27 protein-coding genes are annotated in these 18523 nt (G+C 61.8%); 19 read left to right on the forward strand and 8 right to left on the reverse strand.

The window, feature by feature from the left end:
- Window positions 1-336: 336 nt before the first annotated feature.
- Entirely contained in the window at window positions 337-768 is a 432-nt protein-coding gene (locus NKH21_RS27290) for a DoxX family protein (protein WP_352868794.1), read from the forward strand.
- 39 nt (window positions 769-807) lie between these two features.
- Here the strand turns inward: NKH21_RS27290 and NKH21_RS27295 are convergent, their stop codons facing one another.
- From NKH21_RS27295 to NKH21_RS27310, 4 genes are all read right to left on the reverse strand, one after another.
- Window positions 808-1113 carry a hypothetical protein gene (locus NKH21_RS27295; RefSeq protein WP_023675713.1) on the reverse strand — a complete coding sequence of 102 codons (306 nt, stop codon included), beginning with the start codon at window positions 1111-1113 and terminating at the stop codon, window positions 808-810.
- Between the two features lie 73 nt (window positions 1114-1186).
- Window positions 1187-1399, reverse strand: coding sequence for a hypothetical protein (locus NKH21_RS27300; RefSeq protein ID WP_352868796.1), 213 nt, complete (start codon window positions 1397-1399; stop codon window positions 1187-1189).
- Between the two features lie 42 nt (window positions 1400-1441).
- Window positions 1442-1795, reverse strand: a complete 354-nt coding sequence (locus NKH21_RS27305; RefSeq protein ID WP_352868798.1) for a hypothetical protein — start codon at window positions 1793-1795, stop codon at window positions 1442-1444.
- Window positions 1796-2075: 280 nt separating this feature from the next.
- The gene (locus tag NKH21_RS27310; RefSeq protein ID WP_352868800.1) at window positions 2076-2903 is read right to left on the reverse strand and encodes a class I SAM-dependent methyltransferase; all 828 of its coding nucleotides are present in this window, start codon (window positions 2901-2903) and stop codon (window positions 2076-2078) included.
- 514 nt (window positions 2904-3417) lie between these two features.
- Between NKH21_RS27310 and NKH21_RS27315 the strand changes: the two genes are divergently transcribed.
- From NKH21_RS27315 to NKH21_RS27325, 3 genes are all read left to right on the forward strand, one after another.
- A complete protein-coding gene (locus NKH21_RS27315; RefSeq protein WP_352868802.1) occupies window positions 3418-3825 on the forward strand; it encodes a hypothetical protein in 408 nt (135 codons plus the stop codon).
- Between the two features lie 3 nt (window positions 3826-3828).
- Entirely contained in the window at window positions 3829-4233 is a 405-nt protein-coding gene (locus NKH21_RS27320; RefSeq protein WP_352671698.1) for a hypothetical protein, read from the forward strand.
- A 353-nt stretch (window positions 4234-4586) separates the two neighbouring features.
- Complete coding sequence (locus NKH21_RS27325; RefSeq protein WP_352868804.1) at window positions 4587-4778, forward strand: hypothetical protein; 192 nt, start codon at window positions 4587-4589, stop codon at window positions 4776-4778.
- Window positions 4779-4792: 14 nt separating this feature from the next.
- Here NKH21_RS27325 and NKH21_RS27330 read toward each other — a convergent pair whose 3' ends face one another.
- Window positions 4793-5068, reverse strand: a complete 276-nt coding sequence (locus NKH21_RS27330) for a hypothetical protein (protein WP_352668461.1) — start codon at window positions 5066-5068, stop codon at window positions 4793-4795.
- 188 nt (window positions 5069-5256) lie between these two features.
- Between NKH21_RS27330 and NKH21_RS27335 the strand changes: the two genes are divergently transcribed.
- The 4 genes from NKH21_RS27335 (at window position 5257) to NKH21_RS27350 (ending at window position 6857) form a co-directional block, all read left to right on the forward strand.
- Window positions 5257-5553, forward strand: coding sequence for a hypothetical protein (locus NKH21_RS27335; RefSeq protein WP_352564277.1), 297 nt, complete (start codon window positions 5257-5259; stop codon window positions 5551-5553).
- A 341-nt stretch (window positions 5554-5894) separates the two neighbouring features.
- A complete protein-coding gene (locus tag NKH21_RS27340; RefSeq protein ID WP_352564278.1) occupies window positions 5895-6200 on the forward strand; it encodes a DUF1236 domain-containing protein in 306 nt (101 codons plus the stop codon).
- A 124-nt stretch (window positions 6201-6324) separates the two neighbouring features.
- Window positions 6325-6537, forward strand: a complete 213-nt coding sequence (locus NKH21_RS27345; RefSeq protein ID WP_352452715.1) for a hypothetical protein — start codon at window positions 6325-6327, stop codon at window positions 6535-6537.
- A gap of 86 nt (window positions 6538-6623) precedes the next feature.
- On the forward strand, window positions 6624-6857 hold the full coding sequence (locus NKH21_RS27350; RefSeq protein ID WP_352868808.1) for a DUF2934 domain-containing protein: 234 nt from the start codon (window positions 6624-6626) through the stop codon (window positions 6855-6857).
- A gap of 153 nt (window positions 6858-7010) precedes the next feature.
- Here the strand turns inward: NKH21_RS27350 and NKH21_RS27355 are convergent, their stop codons facing one another.
- Window positions 7011-7325 carry a hypothetical protein gene (locus tag NKH21_RS27355; protein ID WP_352868811.1) on the reverse strand — a complete coding sequence of 105 codons (315 nt, stop codon included), beginning with the start codon at window positions 7323-7325 and terminating at the stop codon, window positions 7011-7013.
- Between the two features lie 431 nt (window positions 7326-7756).
- On the opposite strand from NKH21_RS27355, the gene NKH21_RS27360 reads away from it, so the two are divergent.
- Window positions 7757-8440: a hypothetical protein gene (locus NKH21_RS27360; protein WP_352868882.1), complete on the forward strand. Its 684-nt coding sequence runs from the start codon at window positions 7757-7759 to the stop codon at window positions 8438-8440.
- A gap of 142 nt (window positions 8441-8582) precedes the next feature.
- Here NKH21_RS27360 and NKH21_RS27365 read toward each other — a convergent pair whose 3' ends face one another.
- Window positions 8583-8915: a hypothetical protein gene (locus NKH21_RS27365; RefSeq protein WP_352868814.1), complete on the reverse strand. Its 333-nt coding sequence runs from the start codon at window positions 8913-8915 to the stop codon at window positions 8583-8585.
- Between the two features lie 275 nt (window positions 8916-9190).
- Between NKH21_RS27365 and NKH21_RS27370 the strand changes: the two genes are divergently transcribed.
- The 10 genes from NKH21_RS27370 to NKH21_RS27415 all read left to right on the forward strand — a co-directional run bounded on the left by NKH21_RS27370 (window position 9191) and on the right by NKH21_RS27415 (window position 18022).
- Window positions 9191-9445, forward strand: a complete 255-nt coding sequence (locus tag NKH21_RS27370) for a hypothetical protein (protein ID WP_352868816.1) — start codon at window positions 9191-9193, stop codon at window positions 9443-9445.
- 168 nt (window positions 9446-9613) lie between these two features.
- Complete coding sequence (locus NKH21_RS27375) at window positions 9614-10339, forward strand: GntR family transcriptional regulator (RefSeq protein WP_352868885.1); 726 nt, start codon at window positions 9614-9616, stop codon at window positions 10337-10339.
- Between the two features lie 3 nt (window positions 10340-10342).
- Window positions 10343-11398 (forward strand): ADP-ribosylglycohydrolase family protein, encoded by a 1056-nt coding sequence (locus NKH21_RS27380; RefSeq protein WP_352868888.1) that lies wholly within the window; start codon window positions 10343-10345, stop codon window positions 11396-11398.
- Window positions 11395-12369, forward strand: a complete 975-nt coding sequence (locus tag NKH21_RS27385; RefSeq protein ID WP_352868819.1) for a PfkB family carbohydrate kinase — start codon at window positions 11395-11397, stop codon at window positions 12367-12369. Before NKH21_RS27380 ends, NKH21_RS27385 begins: the two co-directional genes overlap by 4 nt.
- A 53-nt stretch (window positions 12370-12422) precedes the next feature.
- On the forward strand, window positions 12423-13484 hold the full coding sequence (locus NKH21_RS27390; protein WP_352868821.1) for an ABC transporter substrate-binding protein: 1062 nt from the start codon (window positions 12423-12425) through the stop codon (window positions 13482-13484).
- Window positions 13485-13550: 66 nt separating this feature from the next.
- Window positions 13551-14420, forward strand: coding sequence for an ABC transporter permease (locus NKH21_RS27395; protein ID WP_352868823.1), 870 nt, complete (start codon window positions 13551-13553; stop codon window positions 14418-14420).
- Window positions 14420-15208, forward strand: a complete 789-nt coding sequence (locus NKH21_RS27400) for an ABC transporter permease (protein ID WP_031194613.1) — start codon at window positions 14420-14422, stop codon at window positions 15206-15208. Before NKH21_RS27395 ends, NKH21_RS27400 begins: the two co-directional genes overlap by 1 nt.
- Window positions 15208-16275, forward strand: a complete 1068-nt coding sequence (locus tag NKH21_RS27405) for an ABC transporter ATP-binding protein (protein ID WP_352868826.1) — start codon at window positions 15208-15210, stop codon at window positions 16273-16275. Before NKH21_RS27400 ends, NKH21_RS27405 begins: the two co-directional genes overlap by 1 nt.
- A 77-nt stretch (window positions 16276-16352) precedes the next feature.
- Window positions 16353-17603 carry an aconitase X gene (locus NKH21_RS27410; protein WP_352868829.1) on the forward strand — a complete coding sequence of 417 codons (1251 nt, stop codon included), beginning with the start codon at window positions 16353-16355 and terminating at the stop codon, window positions 17601-17603.
- Window positions 17600-18022: an aconitase X swivel domain-containing protein gene (locus NKH21_RS27415; protein WP_352668439.1), complete on the forward strand. Its 423-nt coding sequence runs from the start codon at window positions 17600-17602 to the stop codon at window positions 18020-18022. The genes NKH21_RS27410 and NKH21_RS27415 overlap by 4 nt, the downstream gene beginning before the upstream one ends.
- Here the strand turns inward: NKH21_RS27415 and NKH21_RS27420 are convergent.
- Window positions 17948-18355, reverse strand: coding sequence for an SIP domain-containing protein (locus NKH21_RS27420; protein WP_352868832.1), 408 nt, complete (start codon window positions 18353-18355; stop codon window positions 17948-17950). The genes NKH21_RS27415 and NKH21_RS27420 overlap by 75 nt on opposite strands.
- Window positions 18356-18523: the final 168 nt, after the last annotated feature.

Genomic DNA, 18523 nt, shown 5'->3' on the forward strand with positions numbered 1-18523 from the left:
AAGGTCATGCGCATCGGCCTCGCCGAATTCCACGCCATCAAGTACGGAACCAAACTCAATCTGCAAAATGTGTGAATCCGATAGCGCGCGAAGCGGGGGGAGAGGTGGCCGCGAAGCGGCCGGAGAGGGGCTTTTCTTCCTTGCAGGCGAAGGCCCCCTCTCCGTCGCGGCTTCGCCGCGCCACCTCTCCCCCACTTCGTGAGGGCGAGGAACCCTGGTCCTGCAAGGCCTTCTCGCCCCGCGCTTGTATCTCTCAGGTTTTTCGGGGGATGATGTCGGGCTTGCGGCTGGTGGTGCGTCCTTGGGGCACAACCACGTAACTCTTGGGAGGACATCATGACCTTGGAAACCGCTCGATCAACCGTTCAGTCGCCGTGGCAGACCGCGGCAATCCTTATCGCCCGCCTGATCTTTGCCGCCGTCTTCCTGATGGCGGTGATCTTCAAATTCGTCGATATCGGCGCCACCGCCGGCTATATCGCGGCGGCCGGGTTTCCATTCCCGCTGTTCCTGGCCTGGTGCGCAGCCCTGCTCGAGGTCGTCCTCGTTCTATGCTTCCTGACGGGCGCCTTCTTCTCCTGGGCAGCACTCGTCGCAGGCGCCTATGTGCTGTTCCTGGGCTTCGCCTTCCACGGGCCGTCGCACTGGGCCGGCAACCAGGCGGAGTTCGGCTTCTTCGTCGATCACTTCACCTTCCTGGCCGGGCTGCTGTTCGCCGCCGTGCATGGGCCGGGCCGCGTCCTGGCGCTGAAGCTTGGCAGGGGGTGACGCCAAAGCTTGCTGCGGCGGTCATTCTCGGTCGCCGCGTCACATTTGGTCGTTGTAAGGTTCCTTGATCTGGCCGACCATGCGCGCCAGTTTCGAGAAGGACGGCATGTCCGTCTCCGGCTGACATTGGTTGGCCAACTCCAGCAGTCGGATCGGGAAGTTGACGGCGTCGCGGCTCGACGCCGACATGCCTTCAGACCTTTCCTCGTTGGTCTCGCTGGCTTCGGCCTTGCGCAATGCGATGTCGATCTCCTCGACGGAGAGCACGCCCTTGCGGACCAGCACCTGATTGATCGATGCGATGGCCATAAGCAGGCCTTCGAGTTGCAGATTGGCGACGTTCATAGCTTTGCTCCCATTGGCTAGGGTTCAAACGCGCCAGCGCGCGTTGCGATCCAGTGTGGGACGGCGGCCAGGTCTACGACCGGTCGGGTGGCGATGGCTCCGCGGCGTTCTTGGCCAGGCGAGCGTCGATGTCGCTCAGCTTCTGCGCAATGGCGTCGAGAGCCGCGACTGACCCGCGCTGAACGCGCACCAGTTTCATGACGAAATAGCCGAACACCCCGAGCATCAGAACCATCGGGAGCCAGCTGATAATAATGCCGAGCAGAGAGCTTGAACCGTCTTCCATGTCGACACCTTGATTTGTTTGGCTGCAGCAGAAACGGGATGGTTACCGGCCTTGCATGATCTTGATCACCTTGCTGTGGTCGGCCGTCGACGAGGAGAGATCCTGGTAATCCGCATAGGTTATGCGTCCTTTTGCAAACGCATTCCAAAGACGATTGCAAAATGTCGTCGGGAAGCTTGCCAGGCTGGCGTTCATGATCGTGCTTTCGGATTTCCTTTCCACCAGCGGTCTGGCAGCCTGGCGTGCAATGCAACCCGTTATCACGCTGCGCTTGATTGCCGGGCTGCCGCCGATGATGGCTTGAGCATTCTTGTATTCGTTTTCGCTGATCGTTGTGCATCCGGTGAGCATGGCAGCGCCAATGACAGCCGCCAGATAACGCCTTGCAATATTCATGATTTCCCGCCCTCAACCAAGGCGTGCAGCAAAGCATCGAATTGACCACGCAACAAGCCGGTTCCGGCCAAAATTTCTATTGCAGTCCTGCCGGTCGAAAGGGCGTGAAATTCAGAAGTGGTCGCGCGGCGCCAGCAAAGGAGCCGATGAGGAGGGTGTTCGCATTTTTTTTGCCGCCGCGCCACATTTTGTTCTTGCTTTGTGCCGGCAGCTATGCTACTAAATTGGGTATGGTGCTAATTGGCTCCAACGATCCGCCCGCCGAGGCGGGTTTTTTGTTTTAGGCCGGTTTGGAGACGATCACGGCGAGCGAGGCGAGCTTTCCGTCACTCAGGCTTCGGATGTAGTTGCGGCGGCGCTGCAGGAATTCCGTGCCCATGACGACTTCATTTGCCTGCTGCTGGGCCGGCGAGGGCACGATGCCGGAATTGGCTCTCTTCAGCGCCAGCTCAACATGTTCGCCGGTTTCGTCGACGATTTCGTCGATGCGAAATCCGGCATCGACAAACAGGGTTTTCAAGGTTTCCCGATCGGCGAGGTGGCTGGTCTCCGCAGAAACCGCCCAGGGCACGGGATAGTAAGGCTCGCCGCCGGCGAGCGCGGCTTCGGTCCAGATCAGCCTGCCTCGCGGTTTCAGCACGCGCCAGGCCTCGTCGATGACCGCGGCCTTATTCTCGATGTTCATGCCGACATAGAAGCAGATCGCCGCATCGAAGGTGCTGTCGCCAAAAGGCAGTTTCGTTGCGTCGGCCTGATGGAAGCGAACTTTGTCTGCCAGTCCGCTGAATGCAGTCAGTCGGCTCGACGCGGCGACAAAGGCTGGTGTCAGGTCGATGCCGTCGACCTCGCAGCCATAGGTCGAGGCCAGAAACCTTGCCGGCCCGCCAATGCCGCTGCCGATATCCAGGATTCGATCTGTCGGCAAAGGAGCAAGACGGGCCGCATGCTCCTGCGTGGCGGTCAGTTCGCGGCCATGGAACTGATCGAACGGATAGAGTTGCGCCGCCGCGAGTTTGCCGGCCGGGTCGGCGTCCGGGATCGCGGCCAATATGCGATCGACGATGCCGTCGCTGCCCTCGCTGCCGTAGTGACTGGTGACATTGCCCATGACGCGTTCCCCTCAAGCGCAACCACCATCCCATCAACGCAAGTCTCACGCAATGCCCCGCCTTTTTCGCACTCTTTCCAGCCGTTCACCGAGGGGGGTGTGAGGTCGTCAGTGCATTTTTTCCAGCCGGTGCCACATTTTGTTCTTGCTTTGTGCCGGCAGCTATGCTACTAATCTGGGTATGGTGCTAATTGGCTCCAAGGACCCGCCCGCCGAGGCGGGTTTTTTGTTTTAGGCTCCTTTTCGATCGAATGATGTGCGTGCTGCCGGCTGTAAGTCGGCGGGACAGCGCCCCCCTCTGTCCTGCCGGACATCTCCCCCACGAGTGGGGAGATCGGCAGCTTGGGCGACAGCACTTTTTTGCATCCTACAAAATTGGCGAAAGCGGTGATGACGGCCAATCTCCCTCCTTGTGGGGGAGATGTCCGGCAGGACAGAGGGGGGCGCGACGGAACGCGACCCCGACGATCCTCAGATTAACGCGCCCCCGTGCGCCCACTTCAGAGAAGCCCCCATGTCCAACCGTTACGCCACCATCATCACCGACGATGACGGCCGAGAGGTCGTCAGCGCCATTGGCGAGTTCGCCGGCGCCGCACCCTATGCCCGCCATGGCCGCTTCGAGCAGGTCGCAGCCGGCGTGCGGATCGGCATGATGCGTGGCGGTACCGTCGATGCGGTCGGCGGCTTCGGCTTCCCGTCGGGAGCACTCGACGGCAAGGCGATGGCAATTCTCAGGGCAAGGCTGAATGCCTTGCCTGACGCCGGTGCGATGAAGCCCGGCACGACGACTGATGCGAGACCGGCAAGCCAGCTGCGGAAGCCGAAGTCGGCACGCGCCGGCAAGAAGGCGAAGCCGCGCAAGCGCATCGTGCGGCCGGCCAACAAGAAGCCGGCGATCTCCGCCGGGAAGGCGGAGTAGGGCATGGCCAGGGCCCCTTCCGCCGGCGATCCGCAGCCGCACGATCAAGCACCCGGCAAGCCCGGCCGAACCAAGCGCGCGAAGAAGACGCTGGCCGATGGTTTCCTAGAGGCGATCCGCGCCGATTTTCGCGCCCATGGCGCCGGCGTCATCGCTGAGGTGCGCGCCGAAAAACCCGACCAGTACCTGAAGCTGGTGCTGTCGGTGCTGCCCAAGGATCTTAGTGTCAACATCAACAATCTGGATGCATTGAGCGATGACGAAATCAGGCAGCGCATCCGCGGCCTCGAAGCCGTCCTCCGGCCGTTTCTCGAAAGACAAGGCCCCGCAAAAGGCCTCGCACAGCCGGGCGGCAAGGAAGGAATATCTCAGCCTGCTGGCGGAGCTGGACCGGAGGCGCCGCACTAACCAGCTTGCCGCCTATCGGCCTTATCAGACATCGTCTTCGAAATGATCGTGCGCCGGTTCGGGCCGGTGAAGGAGGAGTAAGCCGCCCAAGCGCGACGAAATAGTGACGTTCAGTTGGAGCCCGCCGCGCCGAAAGGTGCGGCGGGCTTTTTGCATTTTTCCTCGCATTCTGTACGATCTTTCTTTCGCGACAGGGCGGCTCGATCCGGCGCTGCCAGAGCAGCATGCGCGTCAGGCTTAGCGGGAGGTGGTTTCATGCTTGCCAGAGTGCTGACACAAGCGGCAGTCCTGACAGCCGGGGCGCTTCTGTTTGCCGCGACGGCCGACGCTCGGCCGGACAGCCGCGCGATGACGTGCGAACAGGCACAGCTTCTGATCGCTCGGTGGTGCTGACCACCGGCCAGAACACCTACGACCGTTACGTCCGCCAATTCGGCAATGAATGCGACTGGCCGCAGGTGCCGCGCGCCGCGTATATCAAGACGCGTGACGGTCGATGTCTGGTCTATCGCTGCCAGGAGCCGGTCTTCGACCTCCCGAATTGAAAGCAGGCGGCGGCTCATTCCTCGTCGAAAGAACCACCCTCGCTTGCAAGGTCGCGCGAAATGACGCGTTCGTCGGCATCGTCCGGCAAGGCCTCGTCGCTTTCCTGATAAGCGTTATCGTCATCTTCCTCCGGCAGTTCGCCGTCTTTCTCGACGTCATAGCGAATATCGCCGTTTTGCGGCACGCCGTCAGGGAGGATTCTCCCGCTCCGGATGGCATCCCAGTCCTGTTGCTGGATCGTCGGGCTCTCGGTCTCGTCGTCGGTTCGATCTTTCCTGCGCGGTTCCATCGCCGGTTCTCCATAATGTCAGCGGCCCTGAATTGGCTCAGTGGTTGAACTCATAAGTCTGGCGTCCGGTTCCGGGCCACTGCGGTTCCAGGCGCATTGCCGCACGACGGAACCAATCGCGCCTGCCTGCCTTCACATTCAGAAGATCTTGGCACATTCAGAAGATCTTGGCGCGAAAGGAGCTTGACATGAGACCGCTCATTTTCTTGCCGTATATGCTAGGTGCGCTGGTGCTGGCGGTGCCGGCGGCCGCGCAGCCGGGCGAACAGGCGCAATCCGACCGCTGCAAAGTCGAGCCGCCCGACAAGAACAGCCAGCAGCAGAAGCCGGCCGGCAACAATTTGTCCGATACGCTCGAGCCATGCGGTGGGGTCCTGAAGCCGCCGCCAACGGGCGATCAGGGCATGGCGGCGCCACCGCCGGATGAGGGCAGGACCCCGGTGATCAAGCCCGGCGAGGTGCCGCCACAGCCGCCAAAGCAGTAGCAGCGACGAGCGGCAACTTCGCGCCGCTTGCGCCGGCAGGTTTGTTGCACTCGCTTAGGAACATTAGCTTGTCCTAAATGTTATTTTAGACGCAGTAGATATCACCCCCTCCGGTATTGCTGCTGATCGGGAAACCGATCGGCCCGCGTCTTGCGACGCGGGCCACCGCCGTTCATTCGCAGTGCATTCGCCGCATCGCGCGGGCACTTCACCGTTATTCGATTAGCCGCCACTTACGGAACAACAAGGTGGCGTGGGCGTTTGCCTAGAGGGTTCGCCGCTTCGACCGGAATGCCGTGTCGCAATTGTAAGGGCGAGGCCCGTAACAACAGGAGTAGACGATGAAAATCCACCTTGTTCCTGCTGCGGCGGGATTGGCGTTGCTTGCCGGCGTCGGCGTGGCCACCGCGGACCAGGTGATTGTCACGCCCGAACAGCAGACGGTCATCCGCGAATACGTCCACAAGCACCCGCTGGCGTCGATCAATCTTCTGGGGGTGGAGCTCAATATCGGTTCCACGTTGCCCGATACGGTCGAGCTGCAGCCGATCGATGTTCCCGACGTACATTACAGATACGTTGTCGTCGGCAATCGCACCGTGCTCGTCGACCCAGGCACCCGCAAGATCGTGCAGGTCATCGAGTGATCGGCGTTCCCAAACCGCGAACCGGGTTTGGAAAGGTCACGGTCTAATAACCAAATCAGAGCTCCATCCCGAGGGATCGGGATGGAGCCGCTGTCGTCTCGAAACAAGGAAAGGAGCCATTCCCATGCTGCCGCATGTCGAGCCGGTCAACGTGGCCGCAGCCGTCGACAAACTGCTTGCTGAACGAGGCGATGGCCTGCTGTCGATGAAGGCAGCGATAGCACTGTTGCGCGAACGCACCGGAACCGAGCGCTCGGACGCGGACCTTGAAGGGCTGATCATCAAGAAGGCGGCGCTCCTCGGGGTCGCCGTCCTGTGTGACAGAGAGGTTCAATGACGGTGTTGCCTGCCGCTCAAGACGCCGGTCGAAATTTCAGCTAAAACAAAGTTGTTTACGCATGAACCGAGCCGACGGAGGTATCAGTGACGGACAGGCAGGAACGGATTCGCCAGCGAGCACACGCGATCTGGGAACAGGCAGGCAGGCCCGACGGGGCGCATCAGCAGCATTGGGATCAGGCTACCGCCGAAATCGACGCAGAAATCGCCACGAAAGAGAAGACTGCCAGCCGGCCGAAGCCGACACCACGTCAGCCTAAGACGACGCCCGCCACCAAGGACGGAAGCAAACCCAAGGCGCGACCACGTAAAGCGTGAACTCGAGCGGATTTGATTCCAACGCTGGATCTCGCAGTTGGTTGAGCCCATCAACTTGGCGCACGTCGTTCCGTGATCGGCAGCGGAACCAGTCCTGACCGGTCCTGCTGCCGCAAGCCCACTTGCGATGGTAAGCCCGATTGGTGCGGGTAACTACTTACCGCAATTGTTGTCGTTGACAGTCGGTGAAATCGTCCCGGCAGGTTTGTTGGACGCATCGGGTTGAGCTCCTTGCGGGGTTGCAGGGCAGTTTTCATCCGCATTGGAGTTCATGGCACCTGTCGTACCCATCGTGCTGCTGGTCGTGCCAGGGTCAATACCGTTCGGCTTGGGCTGGACGACGATGCTCTTCTCGCTGCCAGGCGCGTTGTTGTCCGATCCGGCGTTCTGGGCCATCGCCGCGGTCGCCAGACCGGCTGCAAGTATGGAAGCTGTCAGGATTTTCATAAGCATGTTGATCTCCATCATTCGGCTATCATCATGTGGCGACTACAGAGAAAACAACCCGGGTGATGCAAAGGTTCCGGCAAAAATGACGCAGCAGGTGAAGCAAACCGGCGCAGCGCGGACTTCTCGGCCCATTGTTCTATTGCCGTGGGTCGGTTTGATGTTGTGGTTTGCAGATTAGGAATTCGCCTTCTTTGGCCGCCAACCGTCGCGACGTTCGTCTGTTGCGGCGGCCGTCAGCTGACTCTCGCATCGCTTCAATCGGTAGAGGTCATCCAGAAGTAAAACTTTCAGAAAATTTCACTACAAATTTCGCGCGGTTGTTTTTTGAAAATATACCATGGAGCCAGCGAGTTGATCGTCAAAGAAACCGATCATCTTCTTGCAAATTAGTAGGTATGCAACCGGCGACGTCGCGGGCTGTTCAGCGCAACTACAGCAAGGAGAGTGTTATGACCACCATAATCAAAACAATCACCGATGCGGTGGCAGGCAGCGCAGTTATTTTCATGCTCTCGATGCCCGTGAATGCCGCGGACGGAATTGCCGTTGGTGTTGGAACATCCGTCGGCGGCAACGGCGGCATCAAAGCCGGCCTCGGCGCGACGGTTGGCGGTCGCGGCGGCATCAACGCCGGTGCCGGCGCAACGGTTGGTGGCAGCGGCAGCATCAAGGCAGGCCTCGGTGCCTCGGTGGGCGGCAGCGGCGGCGTTAACACCGGTGCCGGCGCAACGATTGGCGGTTCCAGTGGCTTAGCCGCGGGCGCCGGCGCATCGGTCGGGGGCAGAAGCGGCATCAACGCCGGTGCCGGCGCGACGATCGGCGGTTCCAGCGGCATCGCGGCGGGCGCCGGGGTAGGTATCGGCAGCGGCGTTAACGCTGGCGCCGGGGTCACGGTCGGCAGTGGCATCAATGTCGGCGCCGGTGTCGGGATCGGTGGGGGAAGCAATCCGGGCAATCCGCCCAACCCGGGCAGCCCGTCCAATCCCAGCAATCCCAGCTTGCCCCAGGTCGTTGCCGACATGTCGGGCGACAAGTTGGCCAGAATGAAAAAGCGCTGCGTTGACGTGCTCAGCAGCGAAGGCACTTACGACAGCGATCTGCGCCAATTGTGCCTGCTTATCGCCCGCCGCTAAGGCGAATACATCAGATGAAATGTCGGACCGGGCCTAGAGGCTTCGTCCACCAAACCTCCAGCAGCCCAGAGCCCGCCATTGCGGCGGGCTTTTTGCCGGGGCACGTGGCGGCAGCATGGTGGGGCTCACAAGAGCACGCGCCTCAATGCGTTTGACGGCCAAGATCCGGCGAAGCGGACGCTCCGTCTTCCAGGGAATCCCAGCCCACTGCGGGGCTGCTTTGCGTTAGCTGAGGGCACGCAAATTCCGCCAGATCGGTTTCCGCGAAGCCGTCGAACTCGATAGCCGCCCCGTAGAGCTGGGCTGCTTGCATGACGAGCCATTCGATGTCTTCGCGCGCAACATTCTCGGCGAGGTTCTGCAGTCGCGCGGCTTCGGCGACAGCAGTCAGATTGATAGCAATCCCGGACCGCAATGTAGCCCGAACTCGGGAACTGACGTCTTCGTGCAGGCGAACCGAAAATCCGTAGCGCATGGAAAAACCTTCCCTTCAGGAGCGGTTTGTCCCTCGTGTTCTACCATGCGCCCAGGTTCCGTGATTGGCAAGCGAAATTCCTTAAAAACTATTTTATGTCAAATAGTTAGCGTATTTTGTTGATTACCCATTTGATGCTTGATCCGCTTCATCGGACTTCTGCATGACTCGCTCATCTGAAGGCCTTGACGCATTCTGCTCACGTACCTAATTCTACAGAAAATTAGGAACATACTAACTCAGCTGCATTTAGGCTGGTATGATTGGAGGCCGAGATGTCCGAACTGGAACGCCCGGAACGATTGCAGATCATGCTGACCGTCGATGAACTGGCGGCATTGGAGAACTGGCGCTTCGACAAGCACATGCCGAGCCGGTCGGCCGCTGTACGTGAGCTTTTGAGGCGAGGTCTCACAGCCGATGGTTTCCTGACGGCGGCGCATGGGACCAAGTCGCGCGACTTCGGCATTCTGCCGCATTCTGCAGATGGTGACGGGGCAGTCGAGGGGTCTTCCAGCAGCGAACAGTGACATCTCCAGCGACCCCGTTCGCCCGCCGCACCTCGCATGGCTTCATGGCCACTGGGTATCATCAAGTAGGTTGGTTTATCTGTGTGGCCCCTCCCGCTGTTGGTTGACAGAGCTGGCTTTGCAGATACATTGCACAGGATTATACAGGTGCAATGAACAGGTATGCTTATGGTCCGCCGCGTGGTTCCATCGTCTCCCGGCACGGGCAAGCCCGAACAGATCGCCACCGTTCTCGAACAGGAAATCCGCTCCGGTGTCCTCGGCTTCGGCGACCGGCTGCAAAGCGAGAACGAGCTCGTCCAGCGTTTCTCCGTCAGCCGCAACACCGTCCGTAAGGGCCTCGAGGAACTGTCCAGCCGCGGGCTGATCACCACGAAGGTCGGCATCGGCTCTTTCGTCACCTTCGATGGCAAGCCCGTTGATGACTCAATCGGTTGGTCGCGGGCGCTCGCCAACGCCGGCGCCAATGCCGAAACGCGGACACTGCGGCTCGAGGTGATCGAGGACCCCGATCTTGCCGCACTGCTTGGAATAGAAAATCCGTTCTTCATCGCTGTTGACCGGGTGCGCACCAATGCCAGCGACGGCCATGCTATCTCCATCGAGCGCAGCCGCCTGCCATTGTCACCCGAACTGGAGGACGTGCCGTTGCGTGGGCTGCGCGAAGGCTCGCTGCACCAGACGCTGCGCGGCGCCGGCCTCATTCCAGACCATGGCGAGGAATGGGTCGGCATCGAAATGCTCAACGCAGAGGACGCCGCCATCCTCGGCTGCCCGCAAGGCACGCCGTTCCTGCGCGGTCGTCGGTTGACGCGTGCGGCCGATGACCGGCCGATCGAATATGTGACCAGCCTGCTCAACCCGGCGCATTTTGCGCTGCACATGAGGTTCTGAGTGATGCTGGACGACGCCGGGAACATGACCGATCGGGCCATGGGAGCGCTTGTCGGCGGGGCACTGGGAGATGCGCTGGGCATGCCGACGCAGCTTTTGTCGCCGGCCCGGATTGGCGAACTCTACGGCCATGTCGAAGGCTTCATTTCTCCTTTCGCCGACCATCCGGTGTCGAAGGGACTCCCGGCCGGAACGATCACCGACGACACCGAACAGGCGCTTCTGCTTGGCCGCATCCTGGTCGAATCCGGTAACTCGTTCGACCATGCGCGGTGGGTCAACGCGCTGCTCGACTGGGAGCGCGACGTCAAAGCGCGCGGCAGCTACGACCTGCTGGGACCATCGACCAAACGCGCCATCGACGCCATCAAAAGTGGCGTGGCGCCGGAGGAAGCGGGGCGCGGCGGCGACACAAATGGTGCGGCCATGCGCATCGCGCCAGTCGGCATCATGATGCCGCCGGAGCCGCTGGAAGCGCTGGTCGCCAAAGTTGCCGAGACCTGCCGTGCGACGCACAACACCTCGATTGCCATTGCGTCCGCAGCTGCAGTTGCGGCCGCTGTCAGTTACGGCGTCGCCGGCGGCGATTGGCGCGCCGCTTCCGACAGCGCCATCGCCGCGGCAAGGCACGGGAAAACGCTCGGCCATTGGGTGACCGGCGGTGACATCGCCGCGCGCATTGGGTGGGCGCAGGAGCTCGTACGCGGCAAGCCGACGAAGGACGCGATCCGGCTGATCACCGAGCTGGTCGGCACAGGCGTCGCCAGTCAGGAATCCGTCCCTGCTGCATTCGCGGTGCTGGAAGTCGCCAGCGGTGATCCCTGGCAGGCGGCAGTCATCAGCGCCAATCTCGGTGGCGACACCGACACGATCGGCGCCATCGCGGCCGGCATGGCCGGTGCCTGCACCGGCCTTTCCCTATTGCCTCAGAACCGCATTGCTGGCCTCAAAGGTATCGACATGACGGAGGTCAGCGCGCTCGCCGCCGACCTTGTTGTGGCGCGGATGTCCAAGGGCCGTGTGGACAAGACCAGTAGCGGCAAGGATGCGGCGGCATGAAGGGGCGTCTCGTCCATGTCGGCAGCGCGGTGGTCGACTATGTCTACCGTATCGACGCCTTGCCGGCACCGGGCACGGAGAAGACCGCGTCTAGCTATGCGCAAGTTGCCGGTGGCGGCTTCAACATGATGGTCGCGGCTAGCCGCACCGGCATGAAGGTGGTGTTCGGCGGCCAGCTCGGCAGCGGACCCAATGGCGACTTCCTGCGCACGGCCTTAGCCGCTGAGGGGATCGAGATACTGACGCCGCCATCGCCGGTTCTGGACAGTGGCAATTGCGTCGCCATGATCTCGAGCGATGCCGAGCGTACCTTCGTCTCGTGGCCTGGTGCAGAGAGTTTGCTCAGCCCTGACATGATGGCGCTCATCTCGGTCGCACCGGGCGACTGGGTGTTCACCTCCGGCTATACGCTTAGCTATCCGGGAAGCCGAGAGGCGCTTGTCGACTGGATCGAGGTGCTGCCGGCGGAAATTCCTTTAGTCTTCGATCCGACGCCGATCATCTCAGACATTCCGCGCACCATTCTCGACCGGGTGCTGGCGCGCACGAGCTGGCTGAGCTGCAACGCCGCCGAAGCGGCTGAGATCGCCGGCACCGGCGATGTCGAGGCTATTGCTGCCCGGCTGCTGGCCAGCCACTGCCCCAACGCGGCAGGCGTGGTCGTCCGCGCTGGCGCAAAAGGCTGCTTCGTGCGGCTGGCCGACGGCACCGCCCAAGATGTGCCCGGGTTCAAGGTCGCGGCGGTAGACACCAACGGCGCCGGCGACACTCATATCGGCGCCTTCGTCAGCGCGCTGTCGCATGGCGTGTCGCCGTTCGAAGCGGCGCGTTACGCCAATGCGGCGGCGGCGCTCTCGGTCACCCGCCACGGCGGGTCGTCGGCGCCGAACGACCAGGAGATCCAGCGATTCCTCAGCCATGACGATCGACCGACGACCGTGCATGGCCGGAAGCAAGAGGCCCATTTCTGACAGCCTAATGGGATAACAAGCCCGCCAACCGGGTAATAATGAGAGGAACGAACATGCGCATGCCCAAACTGACTGCTTTTCTGACGGCAACCGCTGTCTTCGCTTCGGCCCTTACGCTGGCCGCCAGGGCCGACGAGGTGCACGTACTCAACTGGAAGGGCTATGGCGCCGACGAGCCCTGGGCCATAGCCGCCTTCGAAAAGGCAACCGGCAACAAGGTCGTCAACGACTTCTTCAATTCCGAACAGGAAATGCTGACCAAGCTCAGGACCAATCCCGGCCTTTACGATGTCGTCATGATCAATGCCGCCTTCAACGATCAGGCGATGGCGGAAAAGCTCATTCAGCCGATCGACACGTCCAAGCTGCCGAACTATGCCGACATCAGCAAGGACAAGGCCGGATCATCGATGCTCGTCCATGACGGCAAGGTCTATGGGGTGCCGTGGGTTTGGGGGCTGACGGCGCTCGCCATCAACGACAAGTCATTCGACAAGCCGCCGACCAGCATCGCCGAAATGTGGGATCCCGCCCACAAGGGCCGCGTTACCATCCGTGACGATGCCGTCGAGGCCGTGCAGTTCGGCGCCATCGCTACCGGCCAGAACATCAACGACGTCAAGGACATGGAGGCGGTCAAGGCGAAGCTGACCTCGCTGATGCCGCAGATCAAGACGTTCTGGAGCTCGGAGAACGACTGGAACCAGATGGTTGCCTCCAACCAGATCGACATCGGCACCTATTGGAGCGGCTCGGCCGACCGCGCCAAGACGCATTTCAAGCTGCCGGTCTCGCTGGTCATTCCCCAGGAGGGTGCCGTCGCCTGGCTTGACGCCTTTTCCATTCCGGCCGGTTCCAAGAACGTCGCCGGGGCGCAAGCCTTCATCAACTACATGATCGACCCGAAGTTCTATGTCGAATGGGTCACCAAGGTCGGCGCGCCGGTGTCGGCCAACACCAAGGCGGTCGAAGCGCTGCCAGAGGGTTCCTTCAACCGCAAGGTGATGGGCGACCCGGCAGTCGCCAAGCGCATCCAGTTCCAAGCGCCGATTACTGATGCGCAGCGCGAGACCTATCTGGCACTCTGGCAGCAGCTCAAGGTCGACGTGAAGTAACAGCAGAAGCCGCGATCAGCCGACCATCAATGTCGGCTGATCCTTCCTATCCTGGGAGAAGATGTCATGGCAGTACAGATCGCAGCCGCGTCGCGCAGCGGGCTGAGATCGGCCTTGCCGCTTCTGGCGCCTGCCTATCTCTGGCTGACGGTTGCAATTTTCCTGCCGCTCTCAGCCATGGTCTTCTTCTCCTTCATGACCGACCTGCCGCTGTCGGGAAAACCGTGGGCATTCACGCTCGAAAACTATGCCGCCTTCTTTTCACAAAGCCTTTACCTGACATTGCTGGTGGCCTCGCTGCGCCTCGGCCTCGAGGTGACGCTGTGGTGCATCGTCATCGGTTATCCCGCCGCTTACGTGCTGGCCAAGGTGCTGAAAGGCCGCAGCCGCGAGGCGATTTTCCTGCTCGTCATCCTGCCGTTCTGGTCGAACGGGCTGGTGCGCATCTTCTCGTGGGCGATGGTGCTGCGTGAAGGGGGCATTCTCGACACAGCGCTCAACGCCGTGCTGCCGTTCGAGATCAACATTGATCTCATGTATTCCTATCCGGCCGTCATCATCGGGCTGGTGCACTCCTACGTGCCTTACATGGTGCTGACCTGCTATCTGACCCTGCAGGCCATCGATGACTCGCTGATCGAGGCCGGGCGCTCGCTCGGCGCCTCGCGGCTGCAGGTGCTGAAGCGGGTCATGATTCCGCTGTCGATGCCGGGGCTAGTGGCGGGCGCAGTACTCATCTTCGTGCCGGTCGTTGGCTCGTTCATGGAACCGCGCATCCTCGGCGGCCGCACCGGCACCTTCTACGGCACTGTCATCGAGGACCAGTTCGTTGCCGTGTTCAACTGGCCGCTGGGTGCCGCACTGTCCTTTATCCTGCTGGCTGTGGTGCTGGTCATCCTGGCGGTTACTTCGCCGGTGCTGCGGAGGGCCGCTTAGTGGCGACGACCCGAATCCTGGAATGGCTCGGCCGGGTCTACATTCTGATGCTGCTCGCCTTCCTGTACCTGCCCATCATCATCATGGCGCTGATGTCATTCAACGTCTCGCCCTTTTACCAGCTGCCGTTCGAGTGGACGACGGAATGGTATGCCTCGCTCTGGCAGAACAATCAGCTGATCGCGGCCACGCGAAACAGCGTCGAGATCGCCGTCATCACTACCATCATCTGCACCGCGCTCGGCACCGCGGCGTCGCTAGGGCTCTATCGCTACGACTTCCGCGGTAAGAAATTCCTGCAGGCGCTACTGTTTCCGCCGATCGCCATACCGTGGCTGATCACTGGCACGGCGATGCTGATTTTCTTTTTCGGCGTTGGCATCGGCCGCGGGCTGCATGCCATCCTGCTCGGCCACGTGGCGTTGGCGCTGCCCTATGTCATCGTCGTCGTCTCGGCCCGGCTGCAGACATTTGCGCCGGAGCTGGAAGAGGCGGCGCGCTCGCTCGGCGCCAATCAATGGCAGGTGACGAACCGCGTCACGCTGCCCTGGATCATGCCGGGCGTCATTGCCGGCGGGCTGTTCGCCTTCGCCGTGTCCTTCGACCAGTTCGTCGTCTCCTACTTTCTGTCGACGCCCGGCCAAACGACGCTGCCGGTCGAAATCTACGCGGCGATCCGCAAGGGTTTCACGCCCGAGATCAATGCTGTCTCGACGATCATCATTGTTGTGTCGATGGCGCTGATGCTGCTGACGGCGCGCTTCTTCAAATTCGGCGGAGAGAAATAATGGCGGGCGTGCAGGTATCGAATGTGTCGCGCAGTTTTGGCGCGCACAAGGCGCTGGACGATGTCTCGATCGATTTCGCCGACGGCGGCTTCTACGCCCTGCTCGGTCCCTCCGGCAGCGGCAAGACCACGCTGCTGCGCCAGATCGCAGGCTTCGACTTTCCCGACTCTGGTCGCATCTCCATAGGCGGCGAAAGTGTTGAGCGGGTGCCGGTGGAGAAGCGGCGCATCGGCATGGTGTTCCAGAACTACGCGCTCTTTCCCAATATGAGCGTCTCCGACAATGTCGCCTTCGGACTGTCGGTGCGCGGCGAGCCCAAGGCGGTGATTGCCAGCGAGGTGCAGCGCGCACTCGACCTCGTGCAACTCGGCACGCTCGGTGGTCGCCGGCCGCACCAGCTCTCCGGCGGCCAGCGCCAACGGGTGGCGCTCGCTCGCGCGATCGTCACCACGCCGCGCGTGCTTCTCCTCGACGAGCCGCTCGGCGCGCTCGACAAGGCGCTGCGCGTGGACATGCAAATCGAATTGAAGCGTATTCAGCGCGAGATCGGCATCACCACGATCTTCGTCACCCACGACCAGGAAGAAGCGCTGACGATGAGCGACCGCATCGGCATTCTGCGCGATGGCAAGCTGGTGCAGGAAGGCCCTCCCGAGGAGATCTACGATCGGCCGAAGAGTGAGTTTGCCGCCACCTTCCTAGGCGACGCCAACATCCTTCGCGGCAACGCCACTGGTACGGGCATCCGGCTGCCTGACGGAACGGGGATTGCCGCAGGCGCGGGGGTTACGCTTGTCGCCGGCATGAAGGCGAGTTGCGCCGTGCGGCCTGAACGAATCCGCATCGCCACCAATGCCGGCGTTCCGGACGAAGCCCGTGCCAACATGCTCACGGGGCGGGTTTCCAAGCGCATCTTCGCCGGCAACAACAGCACGTATTTTGTCGATCGCGATGGCCAGACAATCAAGGTCATCGTGCAGAACACCGGCATCGAAAAGCTGGCGGAAGGACAAGAGGTGGTGCTGCGCTGGTCGTCGGAGAGTACGGTGCTGATCGACGCGAGCTAGCAGATCCAATCCTTCAGTCTTGCCAGGCGGTCCGCAATCGGGGAGCATGGTCGGGCAAAGTGTGAGCGGAATACTCGATGTCGCTTGAATTGAATGCGGGCGACCAGTCGATGCTGCATGGCGAGCAAGGCTCGGCAGCGGCTGCCGCCATGAAGATCCTGGTTGCCTTTTCGAAGGCGGTCGGCGCGCACAAATTGTTGGATATTGCCGGTGCGCATATCGACGGCTGCCTCTATCACGGCCAGGCCAGCCTCGATTTCGTCGAAAGGCTGATCGAGGGCGGCGGCCGCGTTCGGGTGCCGACGACGCTGAACGTAGGTTCGTTCGATCTGATCCATCCCGGATTGGTGAAGATGCCGGCCGCGGAAGAAGCGCCGGCGCGACGCCTGATGAATGCGCATCTGGAACTCGGCTGCCAGGCGACCTTCACCTGCGCACCCTATCAGACTCGGTTCCGGCCAAGGTTCGGCGAGCAGATCGCCTGGGGTGAATCCAACGCCATCGTCTTTGCCAATTCGGTGATCGGCGCGCGGACCAACCGCTATGGCGATTTCATCGATTTGTGCTGCGCAATGACCGGGCGCGCGCCGGCCTGGGGGCTGCATCTGAGTGAAAATCGACGAGGCCAGATCCTGTTTGAGCTGACCGACGCTGCTTTCGAGCCAAGCGACGCCCTGTTTGTCGGCGTCGGGCTGATCGTTGGGCACAGGGCTGGCGACCGCATCCCTGTCATATCGGGCCTGCCAAAGCCGCGCGACGAGGACCAACTGAAGGCGCTGGGGGCGGCGGCGGCAACGACGGGTGCGGTGGCGCTATTTCATGCCGTCGGCATCACGCCGGAGGCGAAAACGCTGGATGAGGCCTTGCACGGCCTGGTGCCGGAGGAAAAAATCCGGATCTCTCGGACCGACATCCACCATGCGCTGGTCAGGCTGTCGAGCGTCCCCGACGGCGTGCAGCTTGCAGCCGTGTCGTTAGGCACGCCGCATTTCTCCCATGAAGAGTGGATGCGCCTGTTGCCGCTGCTGCGCGAAGTTGCGCCGGGCAGGGGCGTCCCGATCTACGTCAACACAGGGCGTGCCACGCTGACGCGACTGCAGGACGAAGGCGCACTGGCCGGCATGGAAGAGTTCGGCCTCGTTCCGGTCACCGACACCTGCACCTATGTCACGTCGATCCTCGAGCGTCTCGATGGCGTGGTGATGACCAATTCGGGCAAATGGGCGCATTACGCACCTGGCAATATCGGTGTCTCGGTGGCCTTCGGTGACATGGAAGACTGCGTCCGCTCGGCTGCGGCCGGCCGCGTCGTGCGAGCCGCGCCATGAAGGCGCCGACCAGAACCGGTACATTCCACCTTTCCGGCTCGGCACAGGGCCCGGCGCTGGTGCTTTCGCAGGCGCTCAGCTTCTGGGGCGGGATCGACGTCGAAACGGGCGACATCATCGACTATTCGCATCCGGACCTGGGCGGCAATATCGCCGGCAAGATCCTGGTGATGCCGAGCGGGCGGGGGTCGTCGTCCTCGTCTTCGGTTCTGGCCGAAGCGATCCGCAGGGGCACGGCGCCGGCCGGCATTATCCTGGAGCGGCCGGACCCGATCCTTGCCGTTGGCGCCATCGTTGCCGAATTCCTCTACGACATCAGCATGCCGCTGGTCGTCTGCGACACATCAGGCATTGTCTCTGGCGACCGGATCGCCATCGGTCTGGGCGAACATGCGCAAGCGATGGTGAGCAAGCTCTAGCCGGCCATCAGTCCCGCCCCGCCGCCAATAGGCTGCCGCCAGTGTTTCGTTGCGGCCGAGCGCCAGTGTACCGCGCCAGTGTTCGCGCACCGTCCTGGCAGCAGCCGCTTCGGCCGCGAACCAGCCGAATGCCAAACCGGTCGGCCATGCGACCGACCGGATGGCGTGCGCCAGCCTGTCGTCAACGCCGGCCTGCACGCCATTTCTCGGCAGCCAGTGCAGTTCAATGCCGGTCGCGTTGTCGATGGCCTGCCGTTCGCCTTCGTCGGCGATCTCGACGAAAGCCACGCCGACTGCCCTTACCCGGCCGGCGCGCTCTTTTCTCAGAGGCACTTGCCCAGCCAAACAAAGTTGCCGGGCCGGCACAAACATTGGCACGATATTCTATCCCGCTAGCTTGACCGCGAACTGCCTCTCTGGCCTATAATTCTACTAAGTTCATAGACTAAAGTGAATTTGTAGCGGCCGTGGCATTCGCCCAAGCCTTACAAGGCGAGAATG

The sequence above is a fragment of the Mesorhizobium sp. M1329 genome, from assembly GCF_040318035.1.
Classification (GTDB): domain Bacteria; phylum Pseudomonadota; class Alphaproteobacteria; order Rhizobiales; family Rhizobiaceae; genus Mesorhizobium.

Excerpts from the sequence above, each read along its gene's own strand:
- NKH21_RS27335 (WP_352564277.1), top strand. The coding sequence starts at position 5,257 with ATGAGACCGCTCATTTTCTTGCCGTATATGCTAGGTGCGCTGGTGCTG.
- NKH21_RS27360 (WP_352868882.1), top strand. The coding sequence starts at position 7,757 with ATGACCACCATAATCAAAACAATCACCGATGCGGTGGCAGGCAGCGCA.
- NKH21_RS27295 (WP_023675713.1), bottom strand. The coding sequence starts at position 1,113 with ATGAACGTCGCCAATCTGCAACTCGAAGGCCTGCTTATGGCCATCGCA.
- NKH21_RS27390 (WP_352868821.1), top strand. The coding sequence starts at position 12,423 with ATGCGCATGCCCAAACTGACTGCTTTTCTGACGGCAACCGCTGTCTTC.
- NKH21_RS27300 (WP_352868796.1), bottom strand. The coding sequence starts at position 1,399 with ATGGAAGACGGTTCAAGCTCTCTGCTCGGCATTATTATCAGCTGGCTC.
- NKH21_RS27365 (WP_352868814.1), bottom strand. The coding sequence starts at position 8,915 with ATGCGCTACGGATTTTCGGTTCGCCTGCACGAAGACGTCAGTTCCCGA.
- NKH21_RS27380 (WP_352868888.1), top strand. The coding sequence starts at position 10,343 with ATGCTGGACGACGCCGGGAACATGACCGATCGGGCCATGGGAGCGCTT.
- NKH21_RS27320 (WP_352671698.1), top strand. The coding sequence starts at position 3,829 with ATGGCCAGGGCCCCTTCCGCCGGCGATCCGCAGCCGCACGATCAAGCA.
- NKH21_RS27330 (WP_352668461.1), bottom strand. The coding sequence starts at position 5,068 with ATGGAACCGCGCAGGAAAGATCGAACCGACGACGAGACCGAGAGCCCG.
- NKH21_RS27355 (WP_352868811.1), bottom strand. The coding sequence starts at position 7,325 with ATGATGGAGATCAACATGCTTATGAAAATCCTGACAGCTTCCATACTT.
- NKH21_RS27315 (WP_352868802.1), top strand. The coding sequence starts at position 3,418 with ATGTCCAACCGTTACGCCACCATCATCACCGACGATGACGGCCGAGAG.
- NKH21_RS27290 (WP_352868794.1), top strand. The coding sequence starts at position 337 with ATGACCTTGGAAACCGCTCGATCAACCGTTCAGTCGCCGTGGCAGACC.
- NKH21_RS27395 (WP_352868823.1), top strand. The coding sequence starts at position 13,551 with ATGGCAGTACAGATCGCAGCCGCGTCGCGCAGCGGGCTGAGATCGGCC.
- NKH21_RS27375 (WP_352868885.1), top strand. The coding sequence starts at position 9,614 with ATGGTCCGCCGCGTGGTTCCATCGTCTCCCGGCACGGGCAAGCCCGAA.
- NKH21_RS27305 (WP_352868798.1), bottom strand. The coding sequence starts at position 1,795 with ATGAATATTGCAAGGCGTTATCTGGCGGCTGTCATTGGCGCTGCCATG.
- NKH21_RS27410 (WP_352868829.1), top strand. The coding sequence starts at position 16,353 with ATGTCGCTTGAATTGAATGCGGGCGACCAGTCGATGCTGCATGGCGAG.
- NKH21_RS27385 (WP_352868819.1), top strand. The coding sequence starts at position 11,395 with ATGAAGGGGCGTCTCGTCCATGTCGGCAGCGCGGTGGTCGACTATGTC.
- NKH21_RS27310 (WP_352868800.1), bottom strand. The coding sequence starts at position 2,903 with ATGGGCAATGTCACCAGTCACTACGGCAGCGAGGGCAGCGACGGCATC.
- NKH21_RS27415 (WP_352668439.1), top strand. The coding sequence starts at position 17,600 with ATGAAGGCGCCGACCAGAACCGGTACATTCCACCTTTCCGGCTCGGCA.
- NKH21_RS27345 (WP_352452715.1), top strand. The coding sequence starts at position 6,325 with ATGCTGCCGCATGTCGAGCCGGTCAACGTGGCCGCAGCCGTCGACAAA.
- NKH21_RS27370 (WP_352868816.1), top strand. The coding sequence starts at position 9,191 with ATGTCCGAACTGGAACGCCCGGAACGATTGCAGATCATGCTGACCGTC.
- NKH21_RS27405 (WP_352868826.1), top strand. The coding sequence starts at position 15,208 with ATGGCGGGCGTGCAGGTATCGAATGTGTCGCGCAGTTTTGGCGCGCAC.
- NKH21_RS27340 (WP_352564278.1), top strand. The coding sequence starts at position 5,895 with ATGAAAATCCACCTTGTTCCTGCTGCGGCGGGATTGGCGTTGCTTGCC.